The sequence below is a fragment of the Halorubrum depositum genome, from assembly GCF_007671725.1.
GTDB classification, from domain to species: domain Archaea; phylum Halobacteriota; class Halobacteria; order Halobacteriales; family Haloferacaceae; genus Halorubrum; species Halorubrum depositum.
On sequence record NZ_VCNM01000002.1, the window covers coordinates 399188 to 424053 of the forward strand.

Genomic DNA, 24866 nt, shown 5'->3' on the forward strand with positions numbered 1-24866 from the left:
GATCTAGAATGAGAACGACGTGCACGTCCGTGCTGACTCGCAACGTTTTTTATCCGGCACTCATGACGGTTTATATGGAGACCAACTCCGGTCGATTCTCTGCGAAGCTCGACGTGCCGGAAGCGCTGACGTTCGACGACGTGCTCCTCCGACCCAAGGAGAGCCGGGTGGAGCCCGACGACGCCGACCTCTCCGCGCGCGTCTCGAGGAACGTCGAACTCACCGTACCGGTCCTCTCGGCGGCGATGGACACCGTCACCGAGAGCGACCTCGCGATCGCGATGGCCCGCGAGGGCGGGCTCGGCGTCCTCCACCGCAACATGACCGTCGAGGAGACGGCCGCCGAGGTCGAGCGCGTCAAGCGCGCCCACGAGCTCGTCATCCGCCGGGAGAACGTCGTGACGGTCGCGCCCGACGACACGGTTCGGGAGGCCGACTCCCTGATGGAGCGCGAGGGCGTCTCCGGCGCCCCGGTCGTCGACGAGGACGACGCCGTCCTCGGGATCATCTCCGGGACCGACATCCGCCCCTACCTCGAGGTCGGCGAGGACGACGCCGTCAGCGAGGCGATGACCGACGAGGTCATCACCGCGTCGGAGGACGTCGACGCCCGCGAGGCGCTCGAACTGATGTACGACCACAAGATCGAGCGCGTCCCGATCGTCGACGGCGACGACCGGCTCGTCGGGCTCGTCACCATGCAGGGCATCCTCCAGCGCCGCGAGCACGAGGAGGCCGCCCGCGACGAGCGCGGGCGCCTGCTCGCGGGGGTCGCCGTCGGGCCCTTCGAGGAGGAGCGCGCGATCGCGGCCGACGAGGCCGACGTCGACGTGATCTTCATCGACTGCGCGCACGCTCACAACCTCAACGTGCTCGACTCCGCCCGGGCGATCAAAGGGACCGTCGACGCCGACGTCGTCGTCGGCAACGTCGGGACTCGCGAGGCCGCCGAGGCCGCCGTCGACTTCGCCGACGGGCTGAAGGTGGGGATCGGGCCGGGGTCGATCTGCACCACGCGCGTCGTGAGCGGCGCCGGGATGCCCCAGATGACCGCGGTCTCGGAGGTCGCGGACGTCGCGTCCGAACACGGCGTCCCGGTGATCGCCGACGGCGGGATCCGCTACTCCGGCGACGCGATCAAGGCGCTCGCCGCGGGCGCGAACGCGGTGATGCTGGGCTCGTACTTCGCCGGCACCGACGAGGCGCCCGGCCGCGTCATCACGATGCAGGGGAAGAAGTACAAGCAGTACCGCGGGATGGGCTCCGTCGGCGCGATGAAGTCCGGCGGCGGCGACCGGTATCTCAAGGAAGAGGACGAAGACGAGGAGTTCGTCCCCGAGGGCGTCGAGGCCGCGACCCCGTACAAGGGGAGCCTCGCCTCGGAGCTCCACCAGCTCACCGGCGGCATCTGCTCCGGGATGGGGTACGTCGGCGCCGCGACCGTCCCCGAACTCCACGAGCGCGCCGAGTTCGTCCGCGTCTCCAGCGCCGGCCAGACCGAGGGCCACCCGCACGACGTGATGATCACCGACGAGGCGCCGAACTACAGCCCGAACGAGTGATCGGCCGCCGAATCGGTCGGTAGTTGGCCTCCGGTCCGACGGGGCTCGAAAGCGGTGGCGTGGACCCGAAGAGGTATTTTAATATAGTCCGCGGAGAGACGAACCGTGTGAGCGAACACGTCGTCGCTCCGAGAACCCATGAGTGAGCAACCGCCGCTGGTCCTCGTGGTCGAGGACGAACCGGACCTGGCCGACCTGTACGCCGCGTGGCTCGGCGACGAGTATCGCGTTCGGACCGCGTACGGCGGCCAGGAGGCGCTCGATCGGCTCGACGAGGTCGACGACGACGTCGATGCGATCCTCTTGGACAGGCGGATGCCCGGCCTCTCGGGCGACGAGGTGTTGGCGGCCGTCCGCGAGCGCGGTATCGACTGCCGGGTCGCGATGGTCACCGCCGTCGAACCCGACTTCGACATCCTGAAGATGGGGTTCGACGACTACCTCGTGAAACCCGTCACCAGCGACACCCTCAAGGACACGGTCACGGGGCTGTTGCGACGGGGCGAGTACGACACGGAGGTACAGGAGCTGTTCTCGCTGACCTCGAAGAAGGCGATGCTGGAGACCGAGAAGAGCGCCACCGAGCTCGCCGACAACGAGGAGTACCGCCGCCTCACCGACCGGATAGCGGAGCTTCGATCGCAGGCCGACGAGTCGCTGGAGGCGGTCACCGAGGACGACGAGGACTTCGCGAAGCTGTTTCAGGAGTTCGACGACGGGAACTGACGGTCCGGGCGCGGCCCTCGACAGACATCCGACGCGACCCCGGACCCGTGACCCGCCGACTATTTAAATACGGTCCGGCCGAACCGACGATCGAATGCGCGTCAGCGACCTCCCGCTCGCGGAGCCGTACGTCGACCACTTCGCCGAGCGGGGGATCCGCGAGCTGTACCCGCCGCAGGCGGCCGCCGTCGACGCCGGCGTCTGCGAGGGTGCGAACGTCGTCGCCGCGATCCCCACCGCCTCGGGCAAGACGTTCGTCGCCGAGCTGGGGCTGTTGACCGCGGACGGCCCGGGGCTGTACGTCTGTCCGCTCCGCGCGCTCGCCCGGGAGAAGTACGAGGCGTTCGCCGCGCTGCCCGGCGTCGACGTTGGGATCTCCACCGGTGACTTCGACGCCACGGGCGAGGCGCTCGCCGGCAACGACGTCGTCGTCGCCACCAGCGAGAAGGTGGACTCGGCGATCCGAAACGGGGCCGACTGGGTCGACGAGCTCGCCTGCGTCGTCGTCGACGAGGTCCACCTCCTCGGCGCGGAGCGCCGCGGCCCGACGCTCGAAGTGACGCTCGCGACGCTGCGCCGCCGGAACCCCGACGTGCAGGTCGTCGCGCTCTCGGCCACCGTCGACAACCCGGAGGCGATCGCCGGGTGGCTGGACGCGACGCTCGTCGAGTCCGACTGGCGCCCCGTCGACCTCCGGACCGGCGTCGCCGTCGGCGGGCACGTCGAATTCGACGACGGGACGGCGATCGACGTCGCGGTCGACGGCGAGCGGAGCGGTGAGACCGCCGACGCCGAGGAGGCCGACAACGTCGACGACGACGACGACGGCCCGGACGACAGCGAGGTCACGGCCGCGCTCGTCGCCGACACGGTCGTCGACGGCGGCCAGTCGCTCGCGTTCGTCCGGTCGCGGACCGAGGCGGTCGCGCTGGCGGAGCGGCTCGCCGAGGACGGGCTCGCCGAGGGGATGGGGATCGAGGCGGCTGCGGCGGCGGCCGCCGACGAGGTCGAAGACGTCGACGGCACGGTCACCGGGCGACAGCTCGCCGACTGCCTCCGGTCGGGCGTGGCGTTCCACCACGCCGGGCTCCGCTCCGGGCACCGCTCCGTCGTCGAGGCGGCGTTCCGCGACCGCGACGTCGCCTGCATCTGCGCGACGCCGACGCTCGCCGCCGGCGTCAACGTCCCCGCGCGGCGCGTCGTGGTCCGCGACCAGAAGCGCTACGCCGGGTCGGCGATGGAGTGGCTCCCGACGCTGGAGGTCCACCAGATGTGCGGCCGCGCGGGCCGCCCCGGGCTCGACCCGCACGGCGAGGCGGTGCTCGTCGGCGACGCCGACACCGAGGCCGAGCTCATCGAGCGGTACGTGGAGGGCGAGCCCGAGGCCGTCGAGTCGAAGCTCGCCGACCCCGCGTCCCTCCGCACGCACGTCCTCTCCGCGATAGCGACCGGGTTCGCCGAGACGGAAGAGGAGATCCTCGGCGTGTTCGAGGGCACCTTCTACGCCCGGGAGGCGGGCGCCGGCGGCCTCGCCGACGCCGTCGCCGTCGCGGTCGACGACCTCGTCGCCGCCGGGATGGTCCGCCGGGAGACCGGCGGCGTCGACGCGTACCGGCTGGTGGCCACGCCGGTCGGCGAGACCACCTCGAAGCAGTATGTCAGGCCGGAGACCGGCGAGCGGATCGTCGCCGGGCTCCGGACCGCCGCCGGGATGGAGACCGCGACGACGCTCACCGTCTTCGAGGTGATCTGCGACACTCCCGACATGCAGGACACGTACCTCGGCAACGAGGAGCGCGCCGATATCTACCGGTTCGCCCGGGCGAACGCGGGACAGCTGACCACGTCGATGGGCGAGACCGACGACTTCGAGGAGTGGCTGGAGTCGGTGAAGACCGCCCGGATCCTCGACGAGTGGATCGGCGGCGCCACCGTCGAGGAGCTCGTCGAGGCGTACCGGATCGGGCCGGGCGATCTCGACTCGCGAATCGAGCGCGCGGAGTGGCTACTGAGCGCGGCCGAGGCGCTCGCGGAGACGACCGGCGTGAGCGTGCCGGCGGTCTCGCGGGCGAGAGCGCGGCTGTGAGCGGAGTGAGAAGAGGCGACCGAGCCCGTCAGTCGGCCGGCTCGACGGCCCGGTGGAACGGCGTCCGGGCGATCGTCCGCCGGAGGTCGGCCAGCGAGTCGCGGCCGACCTCGCCGGCGACGGACATCACCGCGAACACCTCCTGTCTGGACACCTTCACGCCGGTCTCGGTGAGCGCGTCCTCGGGCCGGGAGTTGAGCTCGCGGAGGGTGCCGACCGCGAGCAGGTACGGCACGGTCCACGCCTCCATCGTGTTCCCGTTCGAGAGCGGCATCGTCTCCAGGTACGCCTGCGCGTCGTCGAGGAACGACCGGGCGTACTCCGCCGTGCGTCCGACGACGCGGGCGGACGACTCCCGGTTCTCGGGGTGGACGACGCGCTCCTGTTCGACCCCCTCGTCGGCCAGCCACTCGGCCGGGAGGTAGACGTTGTTCTCCTCGGTGTAGTCGTCGTACACGTCCTTCGAGACGTTCACGAGCTGGAGGAGGAGGCCGAACTCCTCGGCGGTCTCGCGGAGGCGCCGCGCCCGCTCGTCGCCGACGTCGCCGCGGGTGAGGAGGTTCGTGATGAGGTTGCCGACGGTGCCGGCGGCGTAGTAGCAGTACTGCTCTAACTCGTCGCGGTCGTCGATGCGGAGCCCGCCCTCGGTGGCGTGGCGGTCGACGAACATCGCCATCCCGTCGACCATCTCCAGTACAGGCGGGACGATGGCCTCGCGGGCCTCCGGGTCTAAGTCCTCGAACGTCGCCACGATCGTCGGGGCCTCGGCGACGACCTCCCAGTCCTCGTCGCGCTCGGCGGGCGCCGGGAGCCACTCGTCGACCGCGTCGCGGAACTCGCCGATCTCGACCTCCGTCTCGGGGTCGACGGCGTCGCGGTACGTGCGCAGCACGTCGCTCTGCGCTTCCGGAGGGATGTGGCCGGCGTCCTCGACGGTGTCGGCGACGCGACAGAGGAGGTAGCCGACGCAGATCTGCGAGGCCATCGGCTCCTCCAATACGTCGACCGTCAGCGCGAAGGTCCGAGAAACGCCCTGAACCGCCTCGTGACACCACGAGAGGTCGGGCTCGACGGGGTCGTGTGCTCGTCCGCTCATTCAGTTACCGACACTTACGGCACAACGCATAAAAAGCCTCGTGGAACGCCGCAAGCGTTCTCGCGCTGGATCGGTGGCGGCGGTGCCGTTTCTTCGGGGCGAAATCGGTGGACCGCGGCTCGATTCGCCGCGAAGAACGGTATCCCCGTGTAGGATCGTGTAGAAACCGATAAGTCGGCGTGCGCGGGAGTGTGTGGCATGGACTTCGCGCTCTCCGAGGAGCAGCGTCAGATCCGCGACACCGTCGCGGCGTTCGTCGACGAGGAGGTCGTCCCCCGGGCCGCCGAGATCGACGAGACCGACGAGTTCCCGGCCGACCTGATCGACGAGATGGCCGAGCTCGGGCTCATGGGAATGCCGTTCCCGGTCGAGTACGAGGGCGCCGGACTCGACTACCACAGCTACGCGATCGGCCTCGCCGAGATCTCGCGCGGCTCCGGCGGGCTCGGCACCGTCGTCGCCGCCCACACCTCGCTCGCCGGTAACATGCTGTACGAGTTCGGCGACGAGCGACAGAAGGAGACCTACCTCAGCGCGCTCAACACCGGCGAGGAGATCGGGGCGTTCGCGCTCTCGGAGGCCGAGGCCGGCTCGGACGTGCCGGCGATGACCACGACGGCAGAGCGCGAGGCGCAAAGCGCCACGGAACGGAGCGGCGTCGCCGCGGAGCGCGACGGCGACGGCTACCTCGTCAACGGCGGGAAGCTCTGGATCTCCAACGGCTCCGTCGCGGACACGGTCACGCTGTTCGCGAAGACCGACCCCGACGCGGGTCGGAAGGGTATCTCCTCGTTCGTCGTCCGACCCGAGGAGGACGACGGGTTTATCGTCGAAGGCACGGAGGAGAAGCTCGGCGACAAGGGGTGTCCGACCGCCGAGCTCCGGTTCGACGACATGTGGATCCCCGAGGACCGCCGGATCGGCGAGGAGGGCGAGGGGTTCGTCCAAGCCCTGAAGACGCTGAACGGCGGCCGGATCACGATCGCGGCGCGCTCCGTCGGCATCGCGCGAGCCGCCCTCGACGAGGCCAAGTCGTACGCGCAGGAGCGCGAGCAGTTCGACCGCCCCATCGCCGACTTCCAGGCCATCCAGCACAAGCTTGCCGACATGGACACGAAGGCCCGCGCCGCGGAACTGCTGATGCACGAGGCGGCGGACCTGAAAATGCGCGGGGAGGGGTACATCAAGGAGGCCGCGCAGGCGAAGCTGTACGCCTCCGAGATCTCCCGGGAGGTCGCCAACGAGGGGATCCAGATCCACGGCGGCTACGGCTACACGAAGGACTTCCCGGCCGAGCGCTTCTACCGCGACGCGAAGCTGAACGAGATTTACGAGGGGACCAGCGAGGTCCTGCGGAACACCATCGCACAGCAGATACTCGACGAGTAGGCGGGCGCAGACGCCGCGCTATTTCTCGTCGTCAGCGGGCTCGTCGTCGCCCTCCTCCTTCTCCCCTTCCTCCCGTTCGCCTCCGCGATGCGCCACGTCCGCGTCCGAGGGGAAGCGGTCCACCGCGTACTCGCCGGTGTCGATCCGCTCGGCAGGCTCGGAGTAGTCGCGCTCGCTGGTGGAGAAGTCGGGTCTGACCACACCGTCGTCGGGTATCTCAGGGCCCGTCTCGGTCTCTTCGGTGTCGTCGACGTCGGTGGCTTCGGCGTCGGGGATCCCGGTCGCGTCCGCGACCTCCGCGGCGCCGGTGGGGTCTGCGGCGGCGTCAGCCGTGTCTTCGGCGTCCGCGATCTCCGCTCCGGCGGCGTCACTCGCATCGTCGTCGTCGGGACCCGACTCGACGATCTCGTCGACGTCGCCCTCGAACCACTCGAAGCGGTCGCGCCGGTCGCGGTGAGTGGTGAGCGCCGACTGGAGCCGCTCCTGTAACGTCTCGCGGAGCTCGATCGCCTCCTCGAGCTCGAAGTCGACGGCGGCGGCCGACGTGCCGCCGAGCGAGCTGCTCCCGGCGGTGTCGGCGACGATCGTCGCCACGTTCCAGCGGCGCTGGAATATCGTCCGGCTGTCGATGACGGTCTGGATCCGGTAGTACGGGACGACCGTCACGGTCCGACTCCAGAAGCCGTTTCGCGTGAGGAGGTGGTCGTCGCCGAGCCAGTAGCCGCGGTGCTTCCACTTCAGGTGCGCGGCGGGCGGCACGGCGAGCAACAGGATCGCCGGGCCGTACCACGGGAGATCGGGGGTCACGTACCAGTCGATCGCGAACGCGATCCCGACGAGGACTGCGACGACGAGCGCGTACCGGACGGCGTAGCGCCATCGGATCCGCTTCGGCGGCCGGGAGAACGTCGGCGTCCCGAACGACTCCACCTCGTGGGCGAGCCGGTAGACGCGGTCCGTCGTCGCGATGGGAACCGCCGCCTGACTCCCCCCATCGCCGGACTGGCCGGGCGCGTAGCCGGCGGTCTCGATCGAGAGGCTCGCGTAGCCGAGGGCCCGCTTCGCCGGGTTGTCGGAGACCATCAGCGTCTGGACCTTCTCGGTCGGGATCGAGCCGCTGTACCGCCGGAACAAGCCGCGCTCGTACCGGAGCTCGTCGCCGGCCCGCGAGAGGCGGAACCCGTAGTAGTTCGAGAACGCGACCCCCGCGCCGAGGACCCACGACACGAGGAACAGCCCGCCGACGGCGACGACCGCGGTCGCGGTGAGCGCGGCGGCGGACGCCTCGGGGATGAATCCCGAGAGAACCGGGACCGATCCCGAGCTCAGGAAGACCAGTAGGCCGATGAGCCGCCCGTCGAACGACAGCGCGCCGACGAGGGCGAGCTCGCCGGGCGAGATGGCGAACAGCTCCTCCTCCGCCGGACCGACCGCGTCGCCGGCGGCGGTCTCGCCGGCCCCCTCCGCCCCGCTCGACTCGGCGGCCGACGAGCCGGACTTGCGACGCTGGACCTCGCGGCGGAGCCGGGTCGCCTCGTCCGGCTTGACGAACCGGATCGACCCCTCCGTGGAGGAGCCGCCCGCGGTCTCGAGATCGACCGCGGCGATCCCGATCGCCCGCTGGATCACGCTCTGGCTCACGTCGACGTTCTGGATCCGGCGGTAGGGGATCTCCCGCTCGCGCCGCGAGATGACCCCGGAGGAGATGTCGAGCGTGTCCTCGGTGAGCTCGTAGTCGAACCGCCGGTAGTAGGCGGTCTCGTACGCGAGCGCCGCGAGGAGGATCGCCCCGCCGGCGGCGGCCGCCGCCGGGAGCCCCCAGTCGTTGCTGTTCGCGACGAAGAAGGCGATCACGACGAATCCCGACACCTTCTGGAGCGCGCGGTACGGGACCGACTGGGGCGCGAGCTTCACACCGCGTCCTCCCCGTCAGCCCGGATCGCCAGTCGCTTCAGCTCCTCGCGGAGGTCGCTCGCGCCGTCCGGCGTCAGTCCCGGAATCCGGACGTCCGCGCCGCGGGAGCCGGCCGTGTAGACGACGCAGGAGGCCAGCCCGACGCCGCGCTCGACCGGACCGCGCCGGGAATCGACGTGCTGGATCCGCACCAGCGGCACCGTCGTCCGGACCTGCGTGACCACGCCGCGGTCGAGGTACAGCGCGTCCTCGCGGATCTCGTAGCTCCACCGCCGGTACTTGAGCAGAGCGTGGGTCACGCCGAGCGCGAGGACGACGCCGCCGGCGGCGAGGGGCGCCCACCTCGGGAGGCGGTCGATGTAGACCCCGCCGGCGAAGGGGAGGGCGAACACCGCCGCGACGATCACCGCGCGGAGGACCCACACGACCCGAACGCGAGGATGCAGCGACTGCGACGTCATCGGCGGTCCCCCGCCGCGTGTCCGTGTCTCATACGCCGCCGTTGTCGGCGCCGACGTATAAGTCCGGGCGAAACGGGGACCGACCGGAGCCCCGCCACGGGCGGCGGTCGACCGTGATAGACAGTTACTGCCATAGTCAATTATTGCCGAAACCGATATCACTCGCCTCCGAGTCGAGGCGAGCATGGCGGACGACCCGTTCGAGAACATGCTGGCACAGATGGACCGCGCGGAGGAGTACGCCGACGTGGACCACGGCGTCTTCGAGCGGCTCAAACACCCCGAGCGCACGCTCAAGGTCACGCTCCCGGTCGAGCTCGACTCCGGCGAGGTGGAGGTGTTCGAGGGGTATCGCTGCCAGTTCGACAGCGCGCGCGGGCCGTTCAAGGGCGGCGTCCGGTTCCACCCGACCGTCACCCAGCGGGAGGTCGAGGCGCTCGCGGGGTGGATGACGTGGAAGACCGCGCTCGTCGACCTCCCGTACGGCGGCGCCAAGGGCGGCGTGATCTGCGAGCCGAAGGAGCTCACTCAGAACGACTTGGAGAGCCTCACCCGTCGATACACGGAGGGGATCCGCCGGATGATCGGCCCCGAGACCGACGTGCCCGCGCCGGACATGAACACGAACCCGCAGACGATGGCGTGGATGATGGACACGTACTCGATGTACGAGGGCCACTCCGTCCCGCAGGTCGTCACCGGCAAGCCGCTAGAGATCGGCGGGACCCCGGGACGGGTCGAGGCCACGGGCCGCGGCGTCTCCATCGTCACCGAGCGGCTCTTCGAGTACCTCGACCGGGACCTCTCGGAGGCGACCGTCGCGATCCAGGGGTTCGGCAACGTCGGGTCGAACGCGGCCCGGCTCCTCGACGAGGCCGGCGCCCGGATCGTCGCCACCTCCGACGTGAGCGGGGCCGCCTACGACCCCGACGGGCTCGACGTGAGCGCGCTCGCCGCGCACGTGAGCGCGGGCGGGCTCATCGAGGAGTACGTCGCCGGCGAGACCCGCGCCGACCGCGGGGATCGCGAGGGAGACGGGAGCGCCGACCGCTGGGACGACCCGGACGAGATCGGCAACGACGAGCTGTTGACGCTCGACGTCGACGTCCTGATCCCGGCCGCCGTCGAGGGCGTGATCACCGCCGACAACGTCGACGACCTGCGCGCGTCGGCGGTCGTCGAGGCCGCGAACGGCCCCACCACCGTTGCGGCCGACGAGGTCCTGACCGAGCGCGACGTGCAGGTGGTGCCCGACATCCTCGCGAACGCCGGCGGCGTCATCGTCTCGTACCTGGAGTGGGTCCAGAACGCCCAGGAGTTCTCCTGGCCCCTGGAGACGGTGAACGCGGAGCTGGAACGCCGCATCGGGACGGCGTTCGACCAGACGATCGACCAGTACGACGAGAAGGGGCTCCCGGACCTCCGGACCGCGGCGTACACCCTCGCGCTCGAACGCACCGCGAGCGCCCACGAGTACCGCGGGCTCTTCCCGTAGGCGGTCGGCGACGCCGTCGTCTATCGGTCTGCGCCGCGAATCCGCGCTCAGGCCCGCCGGATCCGGTCCGCGCTCACCTCGATCGGCTCCGCGCAGTGGACGATCGGACCGCCCGCGGGGCGCTCGAAGCCGTTCGCCTCGAACAGGGTGTTCTCCCGGACGTCGACGCGCCCCTCGCGCAGCGTCCACGGCTCGTGGGCGATCTCGCCGTGATAGAGGCGGTTCCCGCGGGCGTAAAAGCGGTAGTTCTCGAGGAGGAACGCCGCGAGCGACCCCGACTCGGCCGCGAACGCCTCGTCGGTCGGACCGTACGTCGCGTCGAACCGGGCGCTCGGGACGCCGCGGTGCGTCCGGCGGCTCCGGAACCGGACGGTCCCGTCGTCGCGGCGGGTCGCGCTCATCTCGGCGCGGTAGTACGGCAGGGCGAACAGCCGCCGGGCGACCGCGACGCCGATCCTGTCGTCGGCGTCGAGGTTGTAGAAGTAGACGCCGGGGCCGTCCGGACCCTCGACGTAGGTCCGGAGGTTGAGCTCCGGGAACGAGAGCCCGAACGGGACGCCCCGCGAACGGATGTCCTCCATCACGAAGGCGACGACGCCGAGGTACGCCTCACCGTCGTAGGTGGCGACCGAGAGCCGATCGGGGAGCGTGTCGTCGACGACGGCGGGCTCGACCGGCCAGTGGCAGAACAGCCCGTCGCGCCACGTCATCTCCAGCCAGCGGCGTCCGACCATACGCGCGATAGGGCCGCGAGGGGCAAAACCCGCACGGCGGGCGAACTCTCCGGCGGACGGAGTCCGAACGGGAATCGAAGATTGAGCGGCGAATCGCTCTCGCTCAGGCGTCTCGCGCGCCGGAGCCGTCGACCGCTTCGGGACCGTCGGTCGTCTCGTCGCCGTCGACAGCCTCGTCGCCGTCACCGAACCCGACCCCGTCGCTCGCGTCCTCGGCCTCCTTCCACTCGCCGAGGCCGGAGGGATCGAGGTGGACGTGGACGTCCCCGACGTCCTCCAGGTCGCGGAGCCCGGTGACGAGTTGGGTCTCGACGGCGTGGGCCTCGCGGAGCGTCATCCCGCCGTCGACCTCGACGTGGACCTCGACCTCCAGGTCGGTCCCGTCGTAGAACACCGTCAGGTCGTGGACCCCTTCGACGGCAGGGTGCTCGCGGAGCGCCTCCGTGACGCGCTCGCGGTCTCCGGCCGGCGGCGCGGCGCCGACGAGGTAGGTGACGTTCTCGCGGGCGATCTCGACGCCCTGGTAGACGACGAGGACGCTGACCAGCCCGCCGGCGATCGGGTCGAGGACGGGGAACCCGAGCAGCACGCCGAACACCCCGACCAGCGCCGCGACGGTGGTGTAGATGTCGTTGAGGCAGTCGGCCGCGAGCGCGGTCAGCGCCGTCGACCCGAGGGTCACGTTCACGCGCTCCGTGTACCAGTAGAGCAGGTACATGTCGATCAGCGCGAACAGGAGCGCCGCGACGAGGACGGGGCTCGCCCTGATCTCCGGCGACCCGAGGAACTCCGAGACGGACTCCCGCAGCAGCAACACGCCGAGCAGGACGATGATCGCGCCGACGAACAGCGCCGTCAGCGGCTCGATCCGCTGGTGTCCGTGGGGGTGCGTCTCGTCGGCGGCGTCGTAGCGGGCACCCCCCCAGACGAACACGACCGCGCTGGCGACGAGGTCGGCGACCGAGTGTGCGGCGTCGGCGAGCAGCGCGACGCTCCCGAACGTCAGCCCGGTGGCGCCGACGACGGCGATCTTCAGCGCGTTGCCGAGGATGTTCGCCCCCGCGGCCAGCCGGAAGCGGGCCTTCTCGCCGTCACCCCAGGGGCGCAGCATATGTTCGGGTCGTCGCCGGCGGTGCTTAAGAATCTCGCCGTTCGGGCGACGCGGGACGCGGGACGGTCGGGGGTCGGAGCGAGCCGCCGAAGTCCGAGCGCGAGGAGGAGCGCCGAGACCGCCGACGGCCGGCGCGTGCGGCCCGAGCGGCGCGGATCGCCCGCCGTCGTAACGACTAAGAACGAAACGCTCCTCGGTTACGGTAATGAATCACGAGTTTTTCGCCCGAGGTGGTCCCCGTGGGCGTCGAGATTAAGGAAACGGAGGTGAGCGACGAGGACTTCGAGGAGATGATGGGGTTCGTGAGGGACTACCTCGCGGCCAGCGTCGAGAGCGAGGAGGACGGCGGGCGGATGCGCTGGTACCCCTGGCACTCCGCGGAGTACCGGTTCAACCACATCGTCAACGTCGTCGACCTCGCGACCGAGATCGCCGAGGCCGAGGGCGCCGACGTCGACGTCGTCCGGGTGGCCGCGGTGTTCCACGACGTCGCGAAGCTGGAGGCGGAGCAGGACATCCACGCCGAGGCGGGCGCGCGCGTCGCTCGCGAGTACCTCAAGAGCCGCGGCAACTACCCCGAGTCGTTCATCGAGGAGGTGTGCGGCGCGGTCGTCGACCACTCGTACACGGGCGACCTGAGCGACGTGCCCTTGGAGAGCCGGTGTCTGATGGAGGCCGACCTGCTCGACAAGGTGGGCGCGAACGGCGCCGTCCTGATGCTGCTGCGGATGGGGTACGAGTCCCGCACGCACATGGACGCCGCGAAGATGGTCGACCGGGTGCTCCAGCGCGCCAACGACCACACCGAGCGCGTCGTCTCCGACAGCGCCGAGAGCATCGCCCACCAGCGGATCAAGCGCGTGAAGTGGCTCCGCGAGTGGCTCGAAGAGGAGGTCACGCGGATGGACGTCGAAGGCGTCACCGAGCGCTGACCGCCGGGCGTCCCGGTTCCGGGGAGACGCGGTTTCGCTCCGGACTCATCCCTCGACGTCGACCCGCGGGAGCGTCGTCTCTATGTACCGACGCGCGCCGCGTCGGGTGTCGTCGGCCCAGTCCCGATCGGCGGTCGTCGCCCAGCGGAGCATCCCGCCGGTCGCGAGCGTCTGGAGCGTCGAGGCGACCTCGATAGGGGGAACCGGAGACGCCTCGCCGCGCGCGCCGTTCGGACCGCTCTCACCGAAATCGCCGTCCCCTTCGAGCTCCGCCGCCGCCTCGCGGACCGTCCGTTCGAGGAACGCCTCGAACACGCGGTCGCTGCGGTCGAAGTGGTCCCGGTAGGCGTCGTCGCTGGCGGCCTGCGCCCGGAGCTCGACGATGACGGTCAGGAACTGCGCGTCCGGCGCGTGTTCGTCGTCGACGGAGCCCGGTTCGGTCGTCGCCGAGAGGTAGGCGTCGAGCCGCTCGCGGGGCGTCAGGTCGAACTCGTCGGCCGACACCGACGCCTCGAACCCGTCGAGGAGGAAGCCGAGGAGGTCGACGAGCAGCTCGTCTTTCCCGTCGTAGTGGTGGTAGACGAGCGACGGGCTCTTGTCGAACGCCTCGCCGATCCGGCTGATCGTGAGGTCGGCGTACCCGTGCTCGCAGAGCGCGCGGTACGCCGCCCCGAGGATGGCCTGCCGGGTGTCGGTCGGCTCCGCGAACGGGTCGTGCATGGTGAATCCACCGCGGCCACGCACAAAACGCTCCTGATTGAACGTTCATTCAACACGCTTAACACGGGAGCGACCCACACGACCGTATGACTCGACGCGACGCGTTCGGCGGTCGGTCGTCGGTTCGGCGCCCTCCCGCGGTCGATCGGAGAAGCGACGGAGGCGGGAGATGAGCCGGCCCGCGCGGGCCGGCGCGCTGGTCCTCGCGGTCGTCGCCGTCGCGGCCCTCGTCGGCGCCACGGCGTTCGCCGGCGCCGCGGCACCGGTCGGACAGACGGACCCCGCGGTCGGGCAGGGCGTCGACGACGGGCGGACCGCCGCGGTCGGTCCGACCGCGGGCGGCGGTGTCACCGCGCAGACGACGGAGCGCCAGATCCGCGGGTCGCCGGCGCTCGAGCTGTTCGCCTCCCAGCGGACGGTGCCGAGCGGCGCGGAGTCGACGGTGACGCTCGACGTCCTCAACACCGGCGAGATGGAGTTCGGGAACCAGCTCGACCCGCGGGTGACGACGGCGCGCGGGCTCACCCTGGAGGTCGACGACGGCGACGTGCCGATCGAGGTCGGCGACGGTCGGACGGTCGTCGGCGACGTCCGGACCGACGCGAGCCCCGTGCAGGTCCCGCTCGACGTCACGGTCCCCGACGACGTGCCGGACGGTCGGTACGAGGTCGAGGTGACGGCCCGCTATCGGTACACCTTCGAGATCATCCCCGAGTTCAACGACCACAAGGACCGGCGCGGCACCGACGAATTCGACGTCACGATCGTCGTCGACGACGGCGCGCGCTTCGCGATCGTGGAGACCGACACGGAGGCGCAGGTCGGGGGCGGCGGCGACGTGACCGCGACGCTCCGGAACGTCGGCGACGAGGTCGCCCGCGACGCGGTCGTCGCGGGCAGTTCGACCGGCAGCGCAGCCGTGATCGGAAGCGACGGGAGCGCCGAGTCGTTCGTCGGCGACTGGGCGCCCGGGGAGAACCGGACCGTGACGTTCGACTCGACGGTCTCGCCGGAGTTCGGCGAGGGGGCGTACGCGCTCGTGGCGTCGGTCGACTACCGGGACGCCGACGGGATCGAGGCGACCTCCCCGTCCTCGCGGGCCGGCGTGGTGCCGATCCCCGAGCAGTCGTTCTCCCTCGACGGCGTGGAGGGGACCCTGGAGGTCGGCTACGCCGGCACCGTCAGCGGCACGCTCACCAACGAGGGGCCGCTCGACGTCGACGACGCGGTGCTCGTCGCCGACCCGCAGAGCGACCGGGTGACGATCGGCGAGGGGCGCTACGCGCTCCCGGCGGTCCCGGCGGGCGAGTCGGTCGAGTTCTCGTTCGACGCCGACGTGAGCGGGAGCGCCGACCCCGGCCCCCGGCAGTTCCGGTTCACCACCGAGTACACGAACGGGGACGCGACGCTCGCGGTCGACGAGACCCGCCGGATCGAGATCGCGCCGCGGCAACCGGAGTTCGACCTCGTCGCCGACAACGCGACCGTTCCGGCGGGCGAGACGCGCCGGATCACCTTCGAGATCACCAACCGGCGCCCGGAGACGCTCTCGTCGATCAACGCCGGGCTGTACGCCGACAGCCCCCTCTCGGCCCCCGACGACGAGGCGTTCGTCGACGAGCTGGCGCCCGGCGAGTCGACGGAGATCCGGTTCGACGTGGCGGCCGCGCCCGGCGCGAGCGTCGAGACCCACCCGATCGAGCTGGACTTCCGCTACGACGACGAGCGCGGGAACGACCGCATCTCGGACGTCACCCAGTACCCGGTCGAGGTGACCGAATCGACCGACGACGGCGGGCTCCCGCTCGTCCCGATCGCCGTCGGCCTCCTCGTCGTCGTCGCCGGCGCGGGAGCGGTCGTCTTCTACCGGCGGCGGTAGCTCGATGTCCGACCAGTCAGCCGGACGACGCAGAGGGAGCCCGCCTCGAAGGAGGCGCCCGTGAACGCCGCCGACCGGCTCGTCGAGCGGGTCGACGCGCTCGTCACGGAGCGGCCGGCGGCGGTGATCGCCGCCTTCCTCCTGATCAGCGTCGTCGCCGTCGGCGGGGTGGGCGGGATCACCACCTCCGCCGGCGCCGACCAGTTCACACAGGACATCCCCGCCCAGCGCGCGTTAGACGACATCGACGAGGAGTTCGAGACGTCGATCGGCGGGTCGGCGACGTCGGCGCAGGTGATCGTCACCGACGACAACGTGCTCTCGCGGTCGGCGCTGATCCGCGTCCTGGAGACGCAGCACCGGCTGGAGTCGCGCTCGACCCTGCGGGTGCGCTCGACGACGAGCCACGCCGACGCGATCGCTCGGCGGCTCGACCCGAGCGCGGAGACGCCGGGCGAGCGCCGCGACGCGGTCGCCGAGGCGACGCCGGGAGAGCTACGGGCGGCGATCGCCGACGCCGACGCGGCCGGCGCCGTGGCGGCGCAGGTGTCGGTCGACTACAACCCGACCGCCCAGCGGGCGGGGGCCGCGATCGTCGGGGTCACGTACGACCTGCCCGAGGCGGCGACGACCGCCCGGGTGACCGAGCTGCAGACGCAGAGCGTCGCCGTCGTCGACTCGGTCCCCGGCAACGAGGCGGGCGAGAACGCGGTCCTCTTCGGCGACGGCGTCCTCCAGTCGGAGATCACCGCGCTGCTCACCGACACCGCGATCATCGTGTTCCCCGCGGCGCTGCTCCTGATCTTGGGCTTCCTCGTGTTCGCCTACCGCGACCCGATCGACATGGGGATCGGGCTCGTCGCGCTCCTCATGTCGCTGCTGTGGACGTTCGGGTTCATGGGATACGCGGGGATTCCGTTCTCCGACTCCCTCATCACCGTCTTCCCGCTGCTGCTCGCGGTCGGGATCGACTTCGGGATCCACATCGTCAACCGCTACCGGGAGGAGCGCGGCGAGGGGCTGGGCATCGGGGCTGCGATGCGAACCACGACCGACCAGCTCCTGATCGCCTTCCTGCTGGTCACGATCACCACGGTGTTCGGGCTCGCCTCGAACCTCGTGAGCCCCTTCGAGCCGAACCGCGACTTCGGGCTCGTCGCCGCGGCGGGGATCGCGTTCACGCTCGCGGTGTTCGGGGTCTTCCTCCCGGCGACGAAGGTGGTCGTCGACCGCTGGCGCGAGCGGCTCCCGATCCCGGCGTTCGGCACGACCCCGCTCGGATCGGGCGGCTCGCGGCTCGCCCGCGTCCTCCGCGTCGGGGTCGACCTCTCGAAGGTCGCCCCCGTCGCCGTCGTCGCCCTGCTCCTCGTCGGCGGCGCGGTCGGCGGCGCGTACGGGACCGGCGTGAACACCGAGTTCTCGGAGGAGGCCTTCTTCCCCGACGAGGACCGGCTGGAGACGTACTCGAACCTGCCGGAGCCGCTCGCGCCGACGGACTACACCTTCCTCCGGGTGCTCACGCTGTTCGAGGAGGAGTTCGAGCGGAGCTTCGTCGGCAGCGTGACGCTGTACGTCGACCAGTCGGTGCGCGACGACGACGCCTTAGAGCTGATCGACCGGACCACGCGCGACCCGCCGGCCACCTTCGAGACGACCGACGAGCGCCGCGCCGCCTCGACGAGCGTCGTGACCGTCATCGAGGACCGGGCGGCGCGCGACCCCGAGTTCGAGAGGCTCGTGGACCGCAACGACCGGCTCGGCACGGGCGTCCCCGACCGCGACGTCGACGAGGTGTACGACGCGCTGCTCGACTCGCCCTCTCGGGATCAGGCGCGCGGGTACCTCGCCGCCGACCGCGGGAGCGCGCGGATCGACTACGCGATCCGCCCCGGCGTCGACAACTCGGAAGCGGTTGCGGACGTCCGGGCTCTCGCGGAGCGCACCCCGCTGGAGGCGGTGCCGACCGGGAGCCTCGTCGTCAACGAGGCCGTGATCGACCGGCTCACGGCGTCCGCGATCCGGAGCCTGATCGCCGCGTTCGCGCTGACCGCCGTGTTCCTCGCGCTGTCGTACGCCTACCTGGAGGGGAAGGCCGTCTACGGCCTGCTCAACCTCGTTCCCGTGCTCGTCACGGTCGGCCTGCTCGTCGGGTCGATGCGGCTGTTCGACATCCCCTTAACGCCGATCAACGCCCCGATCCTCTCGGTGTCGATCGGGCTCGGGGTGGATTACACCGTCCACTTCGTCCACCGGTTCGTCGACGAGTTCAAGGCCGGCAACGCGGTCGACGAGGCGCTCGACGTCACCATCGCGGGCACCGGCGGCGCGCTCACCGGGAGCATGCTCACGACCGTCTGCGGACTCGGCGTCCTCTGGCTCGCGGTGATCCCGCTCCTGCGGGACTTCGGCGTGCTGCTCGCGCTCGGCGTGCTGTACGCGTACCTCTGTTCGATCCTGCTGGTCCCGTCGCTGGTGGTCGTCTGGGACCGGTACGGCGACCGCGTCGGCCTCGGGCTCGACGGGAACCTCCGCGGCGAGAGCGCGGAGCGGGCGGACTAGTCCGCCGACTCCGTCCCGGCCGCGTCGTCGCCGGCGCCGGCACCGGCTTTCCCGGCGGTCCGCTCGGCTCCGCCGACGCGCTCGGGGATCTCGTCGCCCGCCCGCCGCGACTGCACCTTCCCGGCGAGCACCGCGGCGATGTAGACGCCGACGGCGACTAAGACGATCGTGCCGCCGGCGGTCGTGTTGTAGTTGAACGACAGCGTGATCCCGGCGACCACCGCGATCTGCGCCAGCACGACGGAGGCGAGCAGCGCTTCGCGGAAGCCCCGGGCGAGCTGGGCCGCGGCCGCGACGGGGACGACGAGCATCGCCGCGACGAGGATGACGCCCATGATCTGCATCGCGCCGACGACGACGAGCGCGGTCAGCGTCGTCATCAGGCGGTTGTACCACGGGACGTTGATCCCGGCGACCCGGGCGGCCGTCTCGTCGAACGTGACGTACAGCAGCTGCTTGTACGTGACCGTGACGACGAGCGCGACGATCGCGAAGAGCACGACCAGCAGGACGGCGTTCTCCCGCGAGACCGTCGAGAGGTTCCCGAACAGGTACTGGTTGATCCCGACCGCGAGCCCGCCGGTGTTCAGGCTGATGAGGACCGCGCCGAGCGCGAACCCGGTCGAGAGCACGATCGCCATCGACACGTCGTTGTACGCGTCGGTGGTCTCCGAGATCAGCTCGATCGCCAGGGCGGCGATCACGGCGACGACGACGGCGGTAACGTACGGCGAGATCCCGGTTCCGAGCAGCGAGTTGACGAACAGCCCGACGGCGACGCCCGCGAACGCGGTGTGCGCGAGCGCGTCGCCGATGAGCGCGAGCTGGCGGTGGACGAGGAAGGTGCCGATCAGCGGCGCCATCACCGCGATGAGCGCGCCCACGAGGAACGCGTGGTGCATGAACACGTACTCCAGCATCGCGATCCCGAGGCGGTCGCCGACCCAGCCGAGCCCGTCGCTCCACAGCCCGACGAGCCGGGAGAGTGCGTCGTAGGGGGCGCTCAACAGGAGGACGGACGCGACCGCGGCGGATACCGCCGGGATCACGTTCGGAGCCCTCCCGCCTCGCGGCGCACGTTCGTCCCGTAGGCGCGGTCGAGCGCGTCGCTCTCGGCGAACGCTACCGGGTCGCCGTCGAAGTACACCTCGCGGTTGAGACAGACCACCCGCGAGGCGTGCTCGATGACGGCGCCGATGTCGTGCTCGACGAGGAGGACGGTGAGCCCGTCGGCGACGAGGCCGTCGAGGAGGTCGAAGAAGGCGTCGACCGACTCGGCGTCGACGCCGACGGTCGGCTCGTCTAAGACGAGCAGCTCCGCCTCGCCGGCGAGCGCCCGCGCGATGTACGTCCGCTGGCGCTGGCCGCCCGAGAGCGCGGTGATCTTCCGGTCGGCGAGGTGCTCGATCCCGACCGTCGCCAGCGCGTCGCGGACGCGGTCGCGGTCGGCCTCCGTCACGCGGCCGAAGCCGGCGTGCGGGAACCGGCCCATGAGGACGACCTCGCTCACGGTGATCGGCATGCGTTTCTCGTCTTCGGTCACGTCCTGCGCGACGTAGCCGACGCGCTCGCGCTCCGCGAAGGCCCGGGCGGGGTGGCCGAGCAGTTCGGCCGACCCCGCGTCGGGCTCGTACAGGCCTAGGACCAGCCGGAGCAGCGTGCTCTTCCCCGAGCCGTTCGGTCCGACGATCCCGACGTACTCGCCGCGGTCGACCCGCAGGTCCACGTCCTCGACGACGGGCGACGCGGCGTAGCCGAACGTCAGTCCGCGGACGTCGACGAGAGGTTCGGTGTCGCTCTCGGGGGAGCGCTCGGCGGTGGCTCCCTCGCTCGTGGTCTCCTCGCGCATCGCCTCCCCGCTCATGGCTCGAAGTTCCGGCCGTAGTCGGCGAACGTCACGTCGTCGGGGTCGTCGATCCCGAGGAGGATCCGGAACGTCGGGAGGTTCACCTCGCGGGCGATCTCGAAGTACCCCCACCCCCGCTCGACCCACGACTCCGCCGTCCCGGCGTACGGCGTCACCGGGAAGTACGCCTCGACGTCGGTCTGCTCTAAGAGCTGTCGCGCCGGGCGGATCGGCTCGAAGACGGCCGCGCCGATGTGGCGGATGTCGTTGGCGGCGATGGTGTCCTGCGCCCGCTGCATGTCGGCCGGCCGCACGTCGTTGCTGGCCGCGAGGTTCACGACCAGCGGCTCGATCGTCGCGCCGTAGCGCTCCGAGACGTACTGGAACGCGTTGTGCGCGGCGAGGAACGCCACGTCGCGCTCGGCGGCGTCGAAGACGGTCTGCCACTCATCGTCGAGCGCGTCGAGTTCCGCGTCGATCGCGTCGGCGTTCTCGCGGATCGTCGCCTCGTCGCCGGGAGCGAGGTCCGCCAGCCCGTCGGCGATGTTCGCGACGGCGACCTTCGCGCGCTGCGGGTCGAGCCAGAAGTGCGGGTCCTTCGCGTCCTCGACCGCCTCGTCCTCGGTCAGCGAGTCGGCGAGGTCGAGCAGCTCGACGCCGGCCCTGGCGTTGATCAGCGCCGTCTCCGTCGACTCCGCCTCCAGCGTCTCGATCGCGCGGTCGACCCACGGCTGGAAGTCGGGGCCGACGTGGACTAAGGCGTCGGCGTCGGTGATCCGGCGCTGGATCGAGGGGTCGGGCTCCCAGCCGTGGCCGTGGAGCCCGGTCGGCACCAGGTTCTCGACGCTTAGGGCCGTGCCCTCGGCGAGCGTGTCGGCGAAGTCGTAGAAGGTGAAGAAGGAAGCCACGACCGTGTACTCGCTGTCGCCGGTGCCGTCTCCGCTCGTGCCGTCGGTGCCGTCCCCGCTCGCGCCGTCGCTCCCGCCGCCGGGCCCGGGATCGGCGGCGTTCCCCGTGCAGCCGGCGAGACCGCCAGCGAGGACGCCGGCGCCGATGCCGGCGAACCGCCGTCGAGAGAGGCCCGTTGGCTCGTTCGTGTCGGTGCGCATTACCAGTCGTTTGGCGACGGGAATATAATACACTTTGGGTCTAAGAAAAAGATTAGATTAGTCTAACTCTGGCCGCGGGCGGGGGAGGCGCCGGTGGAGCGTCCCGAGGCCGCCGATACGATTTAGTCGTCGCACCGAGAGGAATGGCACCATGGCGGAGTCCTCCCTGCGCGAGCGGTTCGAGCGGAACGCGAGCGGGATCGCCGCGACGACCGTGACGGGAACGTGGCTCGCGGCGCTCCTGCTCAACGTCGACTGGTGGCTCCCGCTCATGCTGTTCGGCTACATCGTCGTCGTGCCCGTGGTCGCGTTGCTGTTCGACGCGGACGAGGACGAGGCGGAGACGCCGACCGGAGACGCGTCGGACGCCCAGCCCGCGGACGCCGAGGCGGAACCCGAGCGCGTGCAGGACGCGCTCGACCGACTGCGGACCCGGTACGCGGAGGGCGAACTCACCGACGAGCAGTTCGAGCGGAAGCTCGACCGGTTGCTGGCGACGGAGACGCCGGAGGACGCCGCCGAGTACGTGCGGCGAGAGCGAGCCGCGGAGCGAGAGCGCGACGTCGAACGCGAGTAGGAGGAGCGCGGCCGATCCGGGCGCGAGCGTCGCCCGCGGGCCCCGAGCGGCCCCGACGTCCGCGAACCTCAAGCTTCAACTGCCGCGACCGAGTGAACGACGTATGAGCGACCAACAGCTTCGCAAGGAAGCGCACGACCTCGACGTCACCGTCTGGGTCGGGAAGAAGGGCGTCGACGCCGTCGTCGACGAGGCGGCCGACCAGCTCGACGACGCCAAGCTCGTGAAGGTGAAGTTCCTGCGCGCGGCGCGGGGCGGGACCACGACCGACGAGCTCGCGGCGGAACTGGCTGACGCCGTCAACGCGGACCTCGTGGAGACGCGCGGGAACACGGCGGTGCTCCACTGATGAGCGCCGCGGGCGGTACACGTTCGGTCGTCGCCCTCGCGGGGACGTTAGAGCCGTTCCTCGGCCCGCTGACCGGGCTCGTCATCGACGCCGCGATCTTCCTCGCCGTCGTCGTCGCGACGTACCTGTTGTATAAGATCGTCATCTCGGCGCTCGTTCTGCGGGTGTTCGACAGACAGGGGCTCGACGAGCACGCGCGGCGACCCCTCCAGAAGATCGTCGCGTTCCTCGTGCTGTTCGCGGGCGTCACGGTCGCGTTCGGGGCGGCGGGGTATCAGGGGTTCCTGCGGTCGCTGGCGACGATCGCCGCCGCGGCGACGCTCGCGATCGGCTTCGCGCTCCAGGACGTGATCAAGAACTTCGTCGCGGGCGTGTTCATCTACACCGACAAGCCGTTCCGCATCGGCGACTGGATCGAGTGGCAGGGGAACTCCGGGGTCGTGGAGGACATCTCCTTCCGGGTCACCCGCGTGCGAACGTTCGACAACGAGCTGCTCACGGTGCCGAACCACGCGCTGACGAGCGACGTGGTGAAGAACCCCGTCGCGAAGAAGACGCTCCGCCTGAAGTTCGTCTTCGGGATCGACTACGAGGACGACGTCGAGAAGGCGACCGACATCATCGTCGAGGAGGCCGAGAAGAGCGACGCGATCCTCGACGACCCCGCGCCGTCTGTCCGGCTGACCGAGCTGGCGGACTCGTACGTCGGCCTGCAGTCGCGGATCTGGATCGACGACCCGTCGCGGGCCGACTTCGTGAAGGCGCGCGCCGACTACGTGAAGGCCGTCAAGAAGCGGTTCGACGAGGAGGGGATCTCGATCCCGTTCCCGCAGCGGACCGTCTCGGGGCGGAACGAGTGGACGGACCCCTCGGCGTTCGGCGGGGCGGCGGAGGCCGGGATCGGCGGGGACTCGTAGGGCGCTCCGCGATCCCGGCGGGACCGATAGTAACGAACTTGAGGGTCCGGTAACTCGTTGTGCCCATGCATGTGGTCGTTATCGGGGCCGGCGAGGTCGGCACGAGCATCGCCGCGAGCCTCTCGTCGGACCACGAGGTCGTCGTCGTGGACGTCGACCCCGACCGCGCGGAACAGCTCAAATACGAGATCGACGTGCTCACGATCGCCGGGGACGGCACGACCTCGGAGATCCAGTCGGCGGCGGACGTCGGCCGCGCGGACATGGTGATCGCCTGCACCGACGACGACCAGACGAACCTCGTCGCCTGCGGCACCGCGAAGACGCTCGGCGACGGGTTCACGATCGCCCGCGTGAAAAGCACGGACTTCCTCCGGACGTGGGAGGGGAGCAACGGCGCGTTCGGCGTCGACTTCATGGTGTGTACGGACCTGCTGACCGCGGAGAACATCGTCCGGGTCATCGGCCTCCCCGCCGCCATCGACGTCGACCCGTTCGCGAGCGGGCTGGTCCAGATGGCCGAGTTCGAGATCGCCGAGGGGAGCCCCGTGGCCGGCCAGACCGTCTCCGAGGCCGACCGCTTCGAGTCGCTGACGTTCGTCGGCCTGTTCCGCGACGGGGAGCTGACGATCCCGCGAGGCGACACCGGCATCGCGATCGGCGACCGCGCCGTGGTCATCGGGAGCCCCGAGAGCGTCCAGTCGTTCGCGACCGACGTCGCCCCGGATGCGACCCCCGGCCGGGCCGACGAGATCGTCGTCGTCGGCGGCAGCGAGATCGGATACCAGACCGCGCGGCTGTTGGAGGAGCGCGACTTCGGGCCGCGGCTGATCGAGCGGGACCCCGACCGCGCGCGCTGGCTCGCGGAGAACCTCCCGGACACCGTCGTGATGGAGCACGACGCGACCGACACCGAGTTCCTCTCCCGCGAACACGTCGACGAGGCCGACATCGTCGTCTCCGCGCTCGGGTCCGACGAGCAGAACCTCCTCGTCGCGGTGCTCGCCAAGCGGCTCGGCGTCGACCGGGTGATCGCCGTCGTCGACAGCCCGGACTACGTCACCGTCTTCGAGGAGATCGGGATCGACATCGCGATCAATCCCCGCACCGTGACCGCCGAGGAGATCACGCGGTTCACCTACGAGAGCGTCGCGGAGAACATCGCGGTGTTAGAGAACGACCAGGCGGAGGTGTTGGAGCTCGAGCTCACCGAGGGATGCGGACTCGTCGGGCGGCCGATCTCGGAGATCGTCGCCGACACCGACGCCCGGTTCGTCATCGGCGCGATCACCCGGGCCCACGAGCTCGTCACGCCGCGGGGCGACACTGTGCTCCGCGCCGGCGACCACGTCATCCTGTTCGTGGAGTCCGACTCCGTGAGCGCGATCACCTCGATGGCGTGAG

At 70.7% G+C, this 24866-nt stretch carries 21 protein-coding genes; 12 read left to right on the forward strand and 9 right to left on the reverse strand.

What is annotated here, in order from left to right:
* The first annotated feature begins 74 nt into the window (after positions 1-74).
* The 3 genes from guaB to FGM06_RS09435 all read left to right on the forward strand — a co-directional run bounded on the left by guaB (position 75) and on the right by FGM06_RS09435 (position 4374).
* Positions 75-1562, forward strand: a complete 1488-nt coding sequence (gene guaB / locus FGM06_RS09425) for an IMP dehydrogenase (RefSeq protein WP_144799007.1) — start codon at positions 75-77, stop codon at positions 1560-1562.
* Positions 1563-1700: 138 nt separating this feature from the next.
* Entirely contained in the window at positions 1701-2288 is a 588-nt protein-coding gene (locus FGM06_RS09430) for a HalX domain-containing protein (RefSeq protein ID WP_144799008.1), read from the forward strand.
* 94 nt (positions 2289-2382) lie between these two features.
* Entirely contained in the window at positions 2383-4374 is a 1992-nt protein-coding gene (locus FGM06_RS09435; RefSeq protein ID WP_144799009.1) for a DEAD/DEAH box helicase, read from the forward strand.
* 28 nt (positions 4375-4402) lie between these two features.
* Here the strand turns inward: FGM06_RS09435 and FGM06_RS09440 are convergent, their stop codons facing one another.
* Positions 4403-5470, reverse strand: coding sequence for a phytoene/squalene synthase family protein (locus tag FGM06_RS09440; RefSeq protein WP_144799010.1), 1068 nt, complete (start codon positions 5468-5470; stop codon positions 4403-4405).
* A 198-nt stretch (positions 5471-5668) separates the two neighbouring features.
* On the opposite strand from FGM06_RS09440, the gene FGM06_RS09445 reads away from it, so the two are divergent.
* On the forward strand, positions 5669-6859 hold the full coding sequence (locus FGM06_RS09445; protein WP_144799011.1) for an acyl-CoA dehydrogenase family protein: 1191 nt from the start codon (positions 5669-5671) through the stop codon (positions 6857-6859).
* A gap of 18 nt (positions 6860-6877) precedes the next feature.
* On the opposite strand, the gene FGM06_RS09450 is transcribed toward FGM06_RS09445, so the two are convergent.
* On the reverse strand, positions 6878-8773 hold the full coding sequence (locus tag FGM06_RS09450; protein ID WP_144799012.1) for a PH domain-containing protein: 1896 nt from the start codon (positions 8771-8773) through the stop codon (positions 6878-6880).
* On the reverse strand, positions 8770-9234 hold the full coding sequence (locus FGM06_RS09455) for a PH domain-containing protein (RefSeq protein WP_144799013.1): 465 nt from the start codon (positions 9232-9234) through the stop codon (positions 8770-8772). Before FGM06_RS09455 ends, FGM06_RS09450 begins: the two co-directional genes overlap by 4 nt.
* Before the next feature lie 184 nt (positions 9235-9418).
* On the opposite strand from FGM06_RS09455, the gene FGM06_RS09460 reads away from it, so the two are divergent.
* Positions 9419-10729, forward strand: a complete 1311-nt coding sequence (locus FGM06_RS09460; protein ID WP_144799014.1) for a Glu/Leu/Phe/Val family dehydrogenase — start codon at positions 9419-9421, stop codon at positions 10727-10729.
* A gap of 47 nt (positions 10730-10776) precedes the next feature.
* On the opposite strand, the gene FGM06_RS09465 is transcribed toward FGM06_RS09460, so the two are convergent.
* Both FGM06_RS09465 and FGM06_RS09470 read right to left on the reverse strand, forming a co-directional pair.
* Complete coding sequence (locus FGM06_RS09465; protein ID WP_144799015.1) at positions 10777-11463, reverse strand: YqjF family protein; 687 nt, start codon at positions 11461-11463, stop codon at positions 10777-10779.
* Positions 11464-11566: 103 nt separating this feature from the next.
* The gene (locus FGM06_RS09470; protein ID WP_144799016.1) at positions 11567-12574 is read right to left on the reverse strand and encodes a cation diffusion facilitator family transporter; all 1008 of its coding nucleotides are present in this window, start codon (positions 12572-12574) and stop codon (positions 11567-11569) included.
* A gap of 230 nt (positions 12575-12804) precedes the next feature.
* On the opposite strand from FGM06_RS09470, the gene FGM06_RS09475 reads away from it, so the two are divergent.
* The gene (locus FGM06_RS09475) at positions 12805-13506 is read left to right on the forward strand and encodes an HD domain-containing protein (RefSeq protein WP_144799017.1); all 702 of its coding nucleotides are present in this window, start codon (positions 12805-12807) and stop codon (positions 13504-13506) included.
* A 45-nt stretch (positions 13507-13551) separates the two neighbouring features.
* Here FGM06_RS09475 and FGM06_RS09480 read toward each other — a convergent pair whose 3' ends face one another.
* Entirely contained in the window at positions 13552-14226 is a 675-nt protein-coding gene (locus FGM06_RS09480; RefSeq protein WP_144799018.1) for a TetR/AcrR family transcriptional regulator, read from the reverse strand.
* 169 nt (positions 14227-14395) lie between these two features.
* Between FGM06_RS09480 and FGM06_RS09485 the strand changes: the two genes are divergently transcribed.
* The gene (locus FGM06_RS09485) at positions 14396-16105 is read left to right on the forward strand and encodes a COG1361 S-layer family protein (RefSeq protein ID WP_144799019.1); all 1710 of its coding nucleotides are present in this window, start codon (positions 14396-14398) and stop codon (positions 16103-16105) included.
* Positions 16106-16165: 60 nt separating this feature from the next.
* On the forward strand, positions 16166-18664 hold the full coding sequence (locus FGM06_RS09490; RefSeq protein WP_144799020.1) for an efflux RND transporter permease subunit: 2499 nt from the start codon (positions 16166-16168) through the stop codon (positions 18662-18664).
* Here the strand turns inward: FGM06_RS09490 and FGM06_RS09495 are convergent.
* From FGM06_RS09495 to FGM06_RS09505, 3 genes are read right to left on the reverse strand one after another with little or no spacing between them, the layout of a single operon-like run.
* Positions 18661-19713: a metal ABC transporter permease gene (locus tag FGM06_RS09495; protein ID WP_144799021.1), complete on the reverse strand. Its 1053-nt coding sequence runs from the start codon at positions 19711-19713 to the stop codon at positions 18661-18663. The two genes, FGM06_RS09490 and FGM06_RS09495, sit on opposite strands and share 4 nt — an antisense overlap.
* Positions 19710-20513, reverse strand: coding sequence for a metal ABC transporter ATP-binding protein (locus FGM06_RS09500; protein ID WP_144799934.1), 804 nt, complete (start codon positions 20511-20513; stop codon positions 19710-19712). The genes FGM06_RS09495 and FGM06_RS09500 overlap by 4 nt, the downstream gene beginning before the upstream one ends.
* A gap of 11 nt (positions 20514-20524) precedes the next feature.
* Positions 20525-21619 carry a metal ABC transporter substrate-binding protein gene (locus FGM06_RS09505; protein WP_144799022.1) on the reverse strand — a complete coding sequence of 365 codons (1095 nt, stop codon included), beginning with the start codon at positions 21617-21619 and terminating at the stop codon, positions 20525-20527.
* Positions 21620-21770: 151 nt separating this feature from the next.
* Here FGM06_RS09505 and FGM06_RS09510 point away from each other — a divergent pair, with 151 nt between their 5' ends.
* From FGM06_RS09510 to trkA, 4 genes are all read left to right on the forward strand, one after another.
* Positions 21771-22196 carry an SHOCT domain-containing protein gene (locus FGM06_RS09510; protein ID WP_144799023.1) on the forward strand — a complete coding sequence of 142 codons (426 nt, stop codon included), beginning with the start codon at positions 21771-21773 and terminating at the stop codon, positions 22194-22196.
* A gap of 103 nt (positions 22197-22299) precedes the next feature.
* Positions 22300-22545, forward strand: coding sequence for a YhbY family RNA-binding protein (locus tag FGM06_RS09515; protein WP_144799024.1), 246 nt, complete (start codon positions 22300-22302; stop codon positions 22543-22545).
* A complete protein-coding gene (locus FGM06_RS09520; RefSeq protein WP_144799025.1) occupies positions 22545-23462 on the forward strand; it encodes a mechanosensitive ion channel family protein in 918 nt (305 codons plus the stop codon). The genes FGM06_RS09515 and FGM06_RS09520 overlap by 1 nt, the downstream gene beginning before the upstream one ends.
* Before the next feature lie 65 nt (positions 23463-23527).
* Complete coding sequence (trkA, locus tag FGM06_RS09525; RefSeq protein ID WP_144799026.1) at positions 23528-24865, forward strand: Trk system potassium transporter TrkA; 1338 nt, start codon at positions 23528-23530, stop codon at positions 24863-24865.
* The last annotated feature ends 1 nt before the right edge of the window (position 24866 follow it).

Coding starts and splice junctions, on each gene's coding strand:
- FGM06_RS09480 (WP_144799018.1), bottom strand. CDS start 14,226: ATGCACGACCCGTTCGCGGAGCCGACCGACACCCGGCAGGCCATCCTC.
- FGM06_RS09460 (WP_144799014.1), top strand. CDS start 9,419: ATGGCGGACGACCCGTTCGAGAACATGCTGGCACAGATGGACCGCGCG.
- FGM06_RS09440 (WP_144799010.1), bottom strand. CDS start 5,470: ATGAGCGGACGAGCACACGACCCCGTCGAGCCCGACCTCTCGTGGTGT.
- FGM06_RS09445 (WP_144799011.1), top strand. CDS start 5,669: ATGGACTTCGCGCTCTCCGAGGAGCAGCGTCAGATCCGCGACACCGTC.
- FGM06_RS09500 (WP_144799934.1), bottom strand. CDS start 20,513: ATGCGCGAGGAGACCACGAGCGAGGGAGCCACCGCCGAGCGCTCCCCC.
- FGM06_RS09505 (WP_144799022.1), bottom strand. CDS start 21,619: ATGCGCACCGACACGAACGAGCCAACGGGCCTCTCTCGACGGCGGTTC.
- FGM06_RS09515 (WP_144799024.1), top strand. CDS start 22,300: ATGAGCGACCAACAGCTTCGCAAGGAAGCGCACGACCTCGACGTCACC.
- FGM06_RS09485 (WP_144799019.1), top strand. CDS start 14,396: ATGAGCCGGCCCGCGCGGGCCGGCGCGCTGGTCCTCGCGGTCGTCGCC.
- FGM06_RS09465 (WP_144799015.1), bottom strand. CDS start 11,463: ATGGTCGGACGCCGCTGGCTGGAGATGACGTGGCGCGACGGGCTGTTC.
- FGM06_RS09510 (WP_144799023.1), top strand. CDS start 21,771: ATGGCGGAGTCCTCCCTGCGCGAGCGGTTCGAGCGGAACGCGAGCGGG.
- FGM06_RS09430 (WP_144799008.1), top strand. CDS start 1,701: ATGAGTGAGCAACCGCCGCTGGTCCTCGTGGTCGAGGACGAACCGGAC.
- guaB (WP_144799007.1), top strand. CDS start 75: ATGGAGACCAACTCCGGTCGATTCTCTGCGAAGCTCGACGTGCCGGAA.
- FGM06_RS09470 (WP_144799016.1), bottom strand. CDS start 12,574: ATGCTGCGCCCCTGGGGTGACGGCGAGAAGGCCCGCTTCCGGCTGGCC.
- trkA (WP_144799026.1), top strand. CDS start 23,528: ATGCATGTGGTCGTTATCGGGGCCGGCGAGGTCGGCACGAGCATCGCC.
- FGM06_RS09520 (WP_144799025.1), top strand. CDS start 22,545: ATGAGCGCCGCGGGCGGTACACGTTCGGTCGTCGCCCTCGCGGGGACG.
- FGM06_RS09435 (WP_144799009.1), top strand. CDS start 2,383: ATGCGCGTCAGCGACCTCCCGCTCGCGGAGCCGTACGTCGACCACTTC.
- FGM06_RS09455 (WP_144799013.1), bottom strand. CDS start 9,234: ATGACGTCGCAGTCGCTGCATCCTCGCGTTCGGGTCGTGTGGGTCCTC.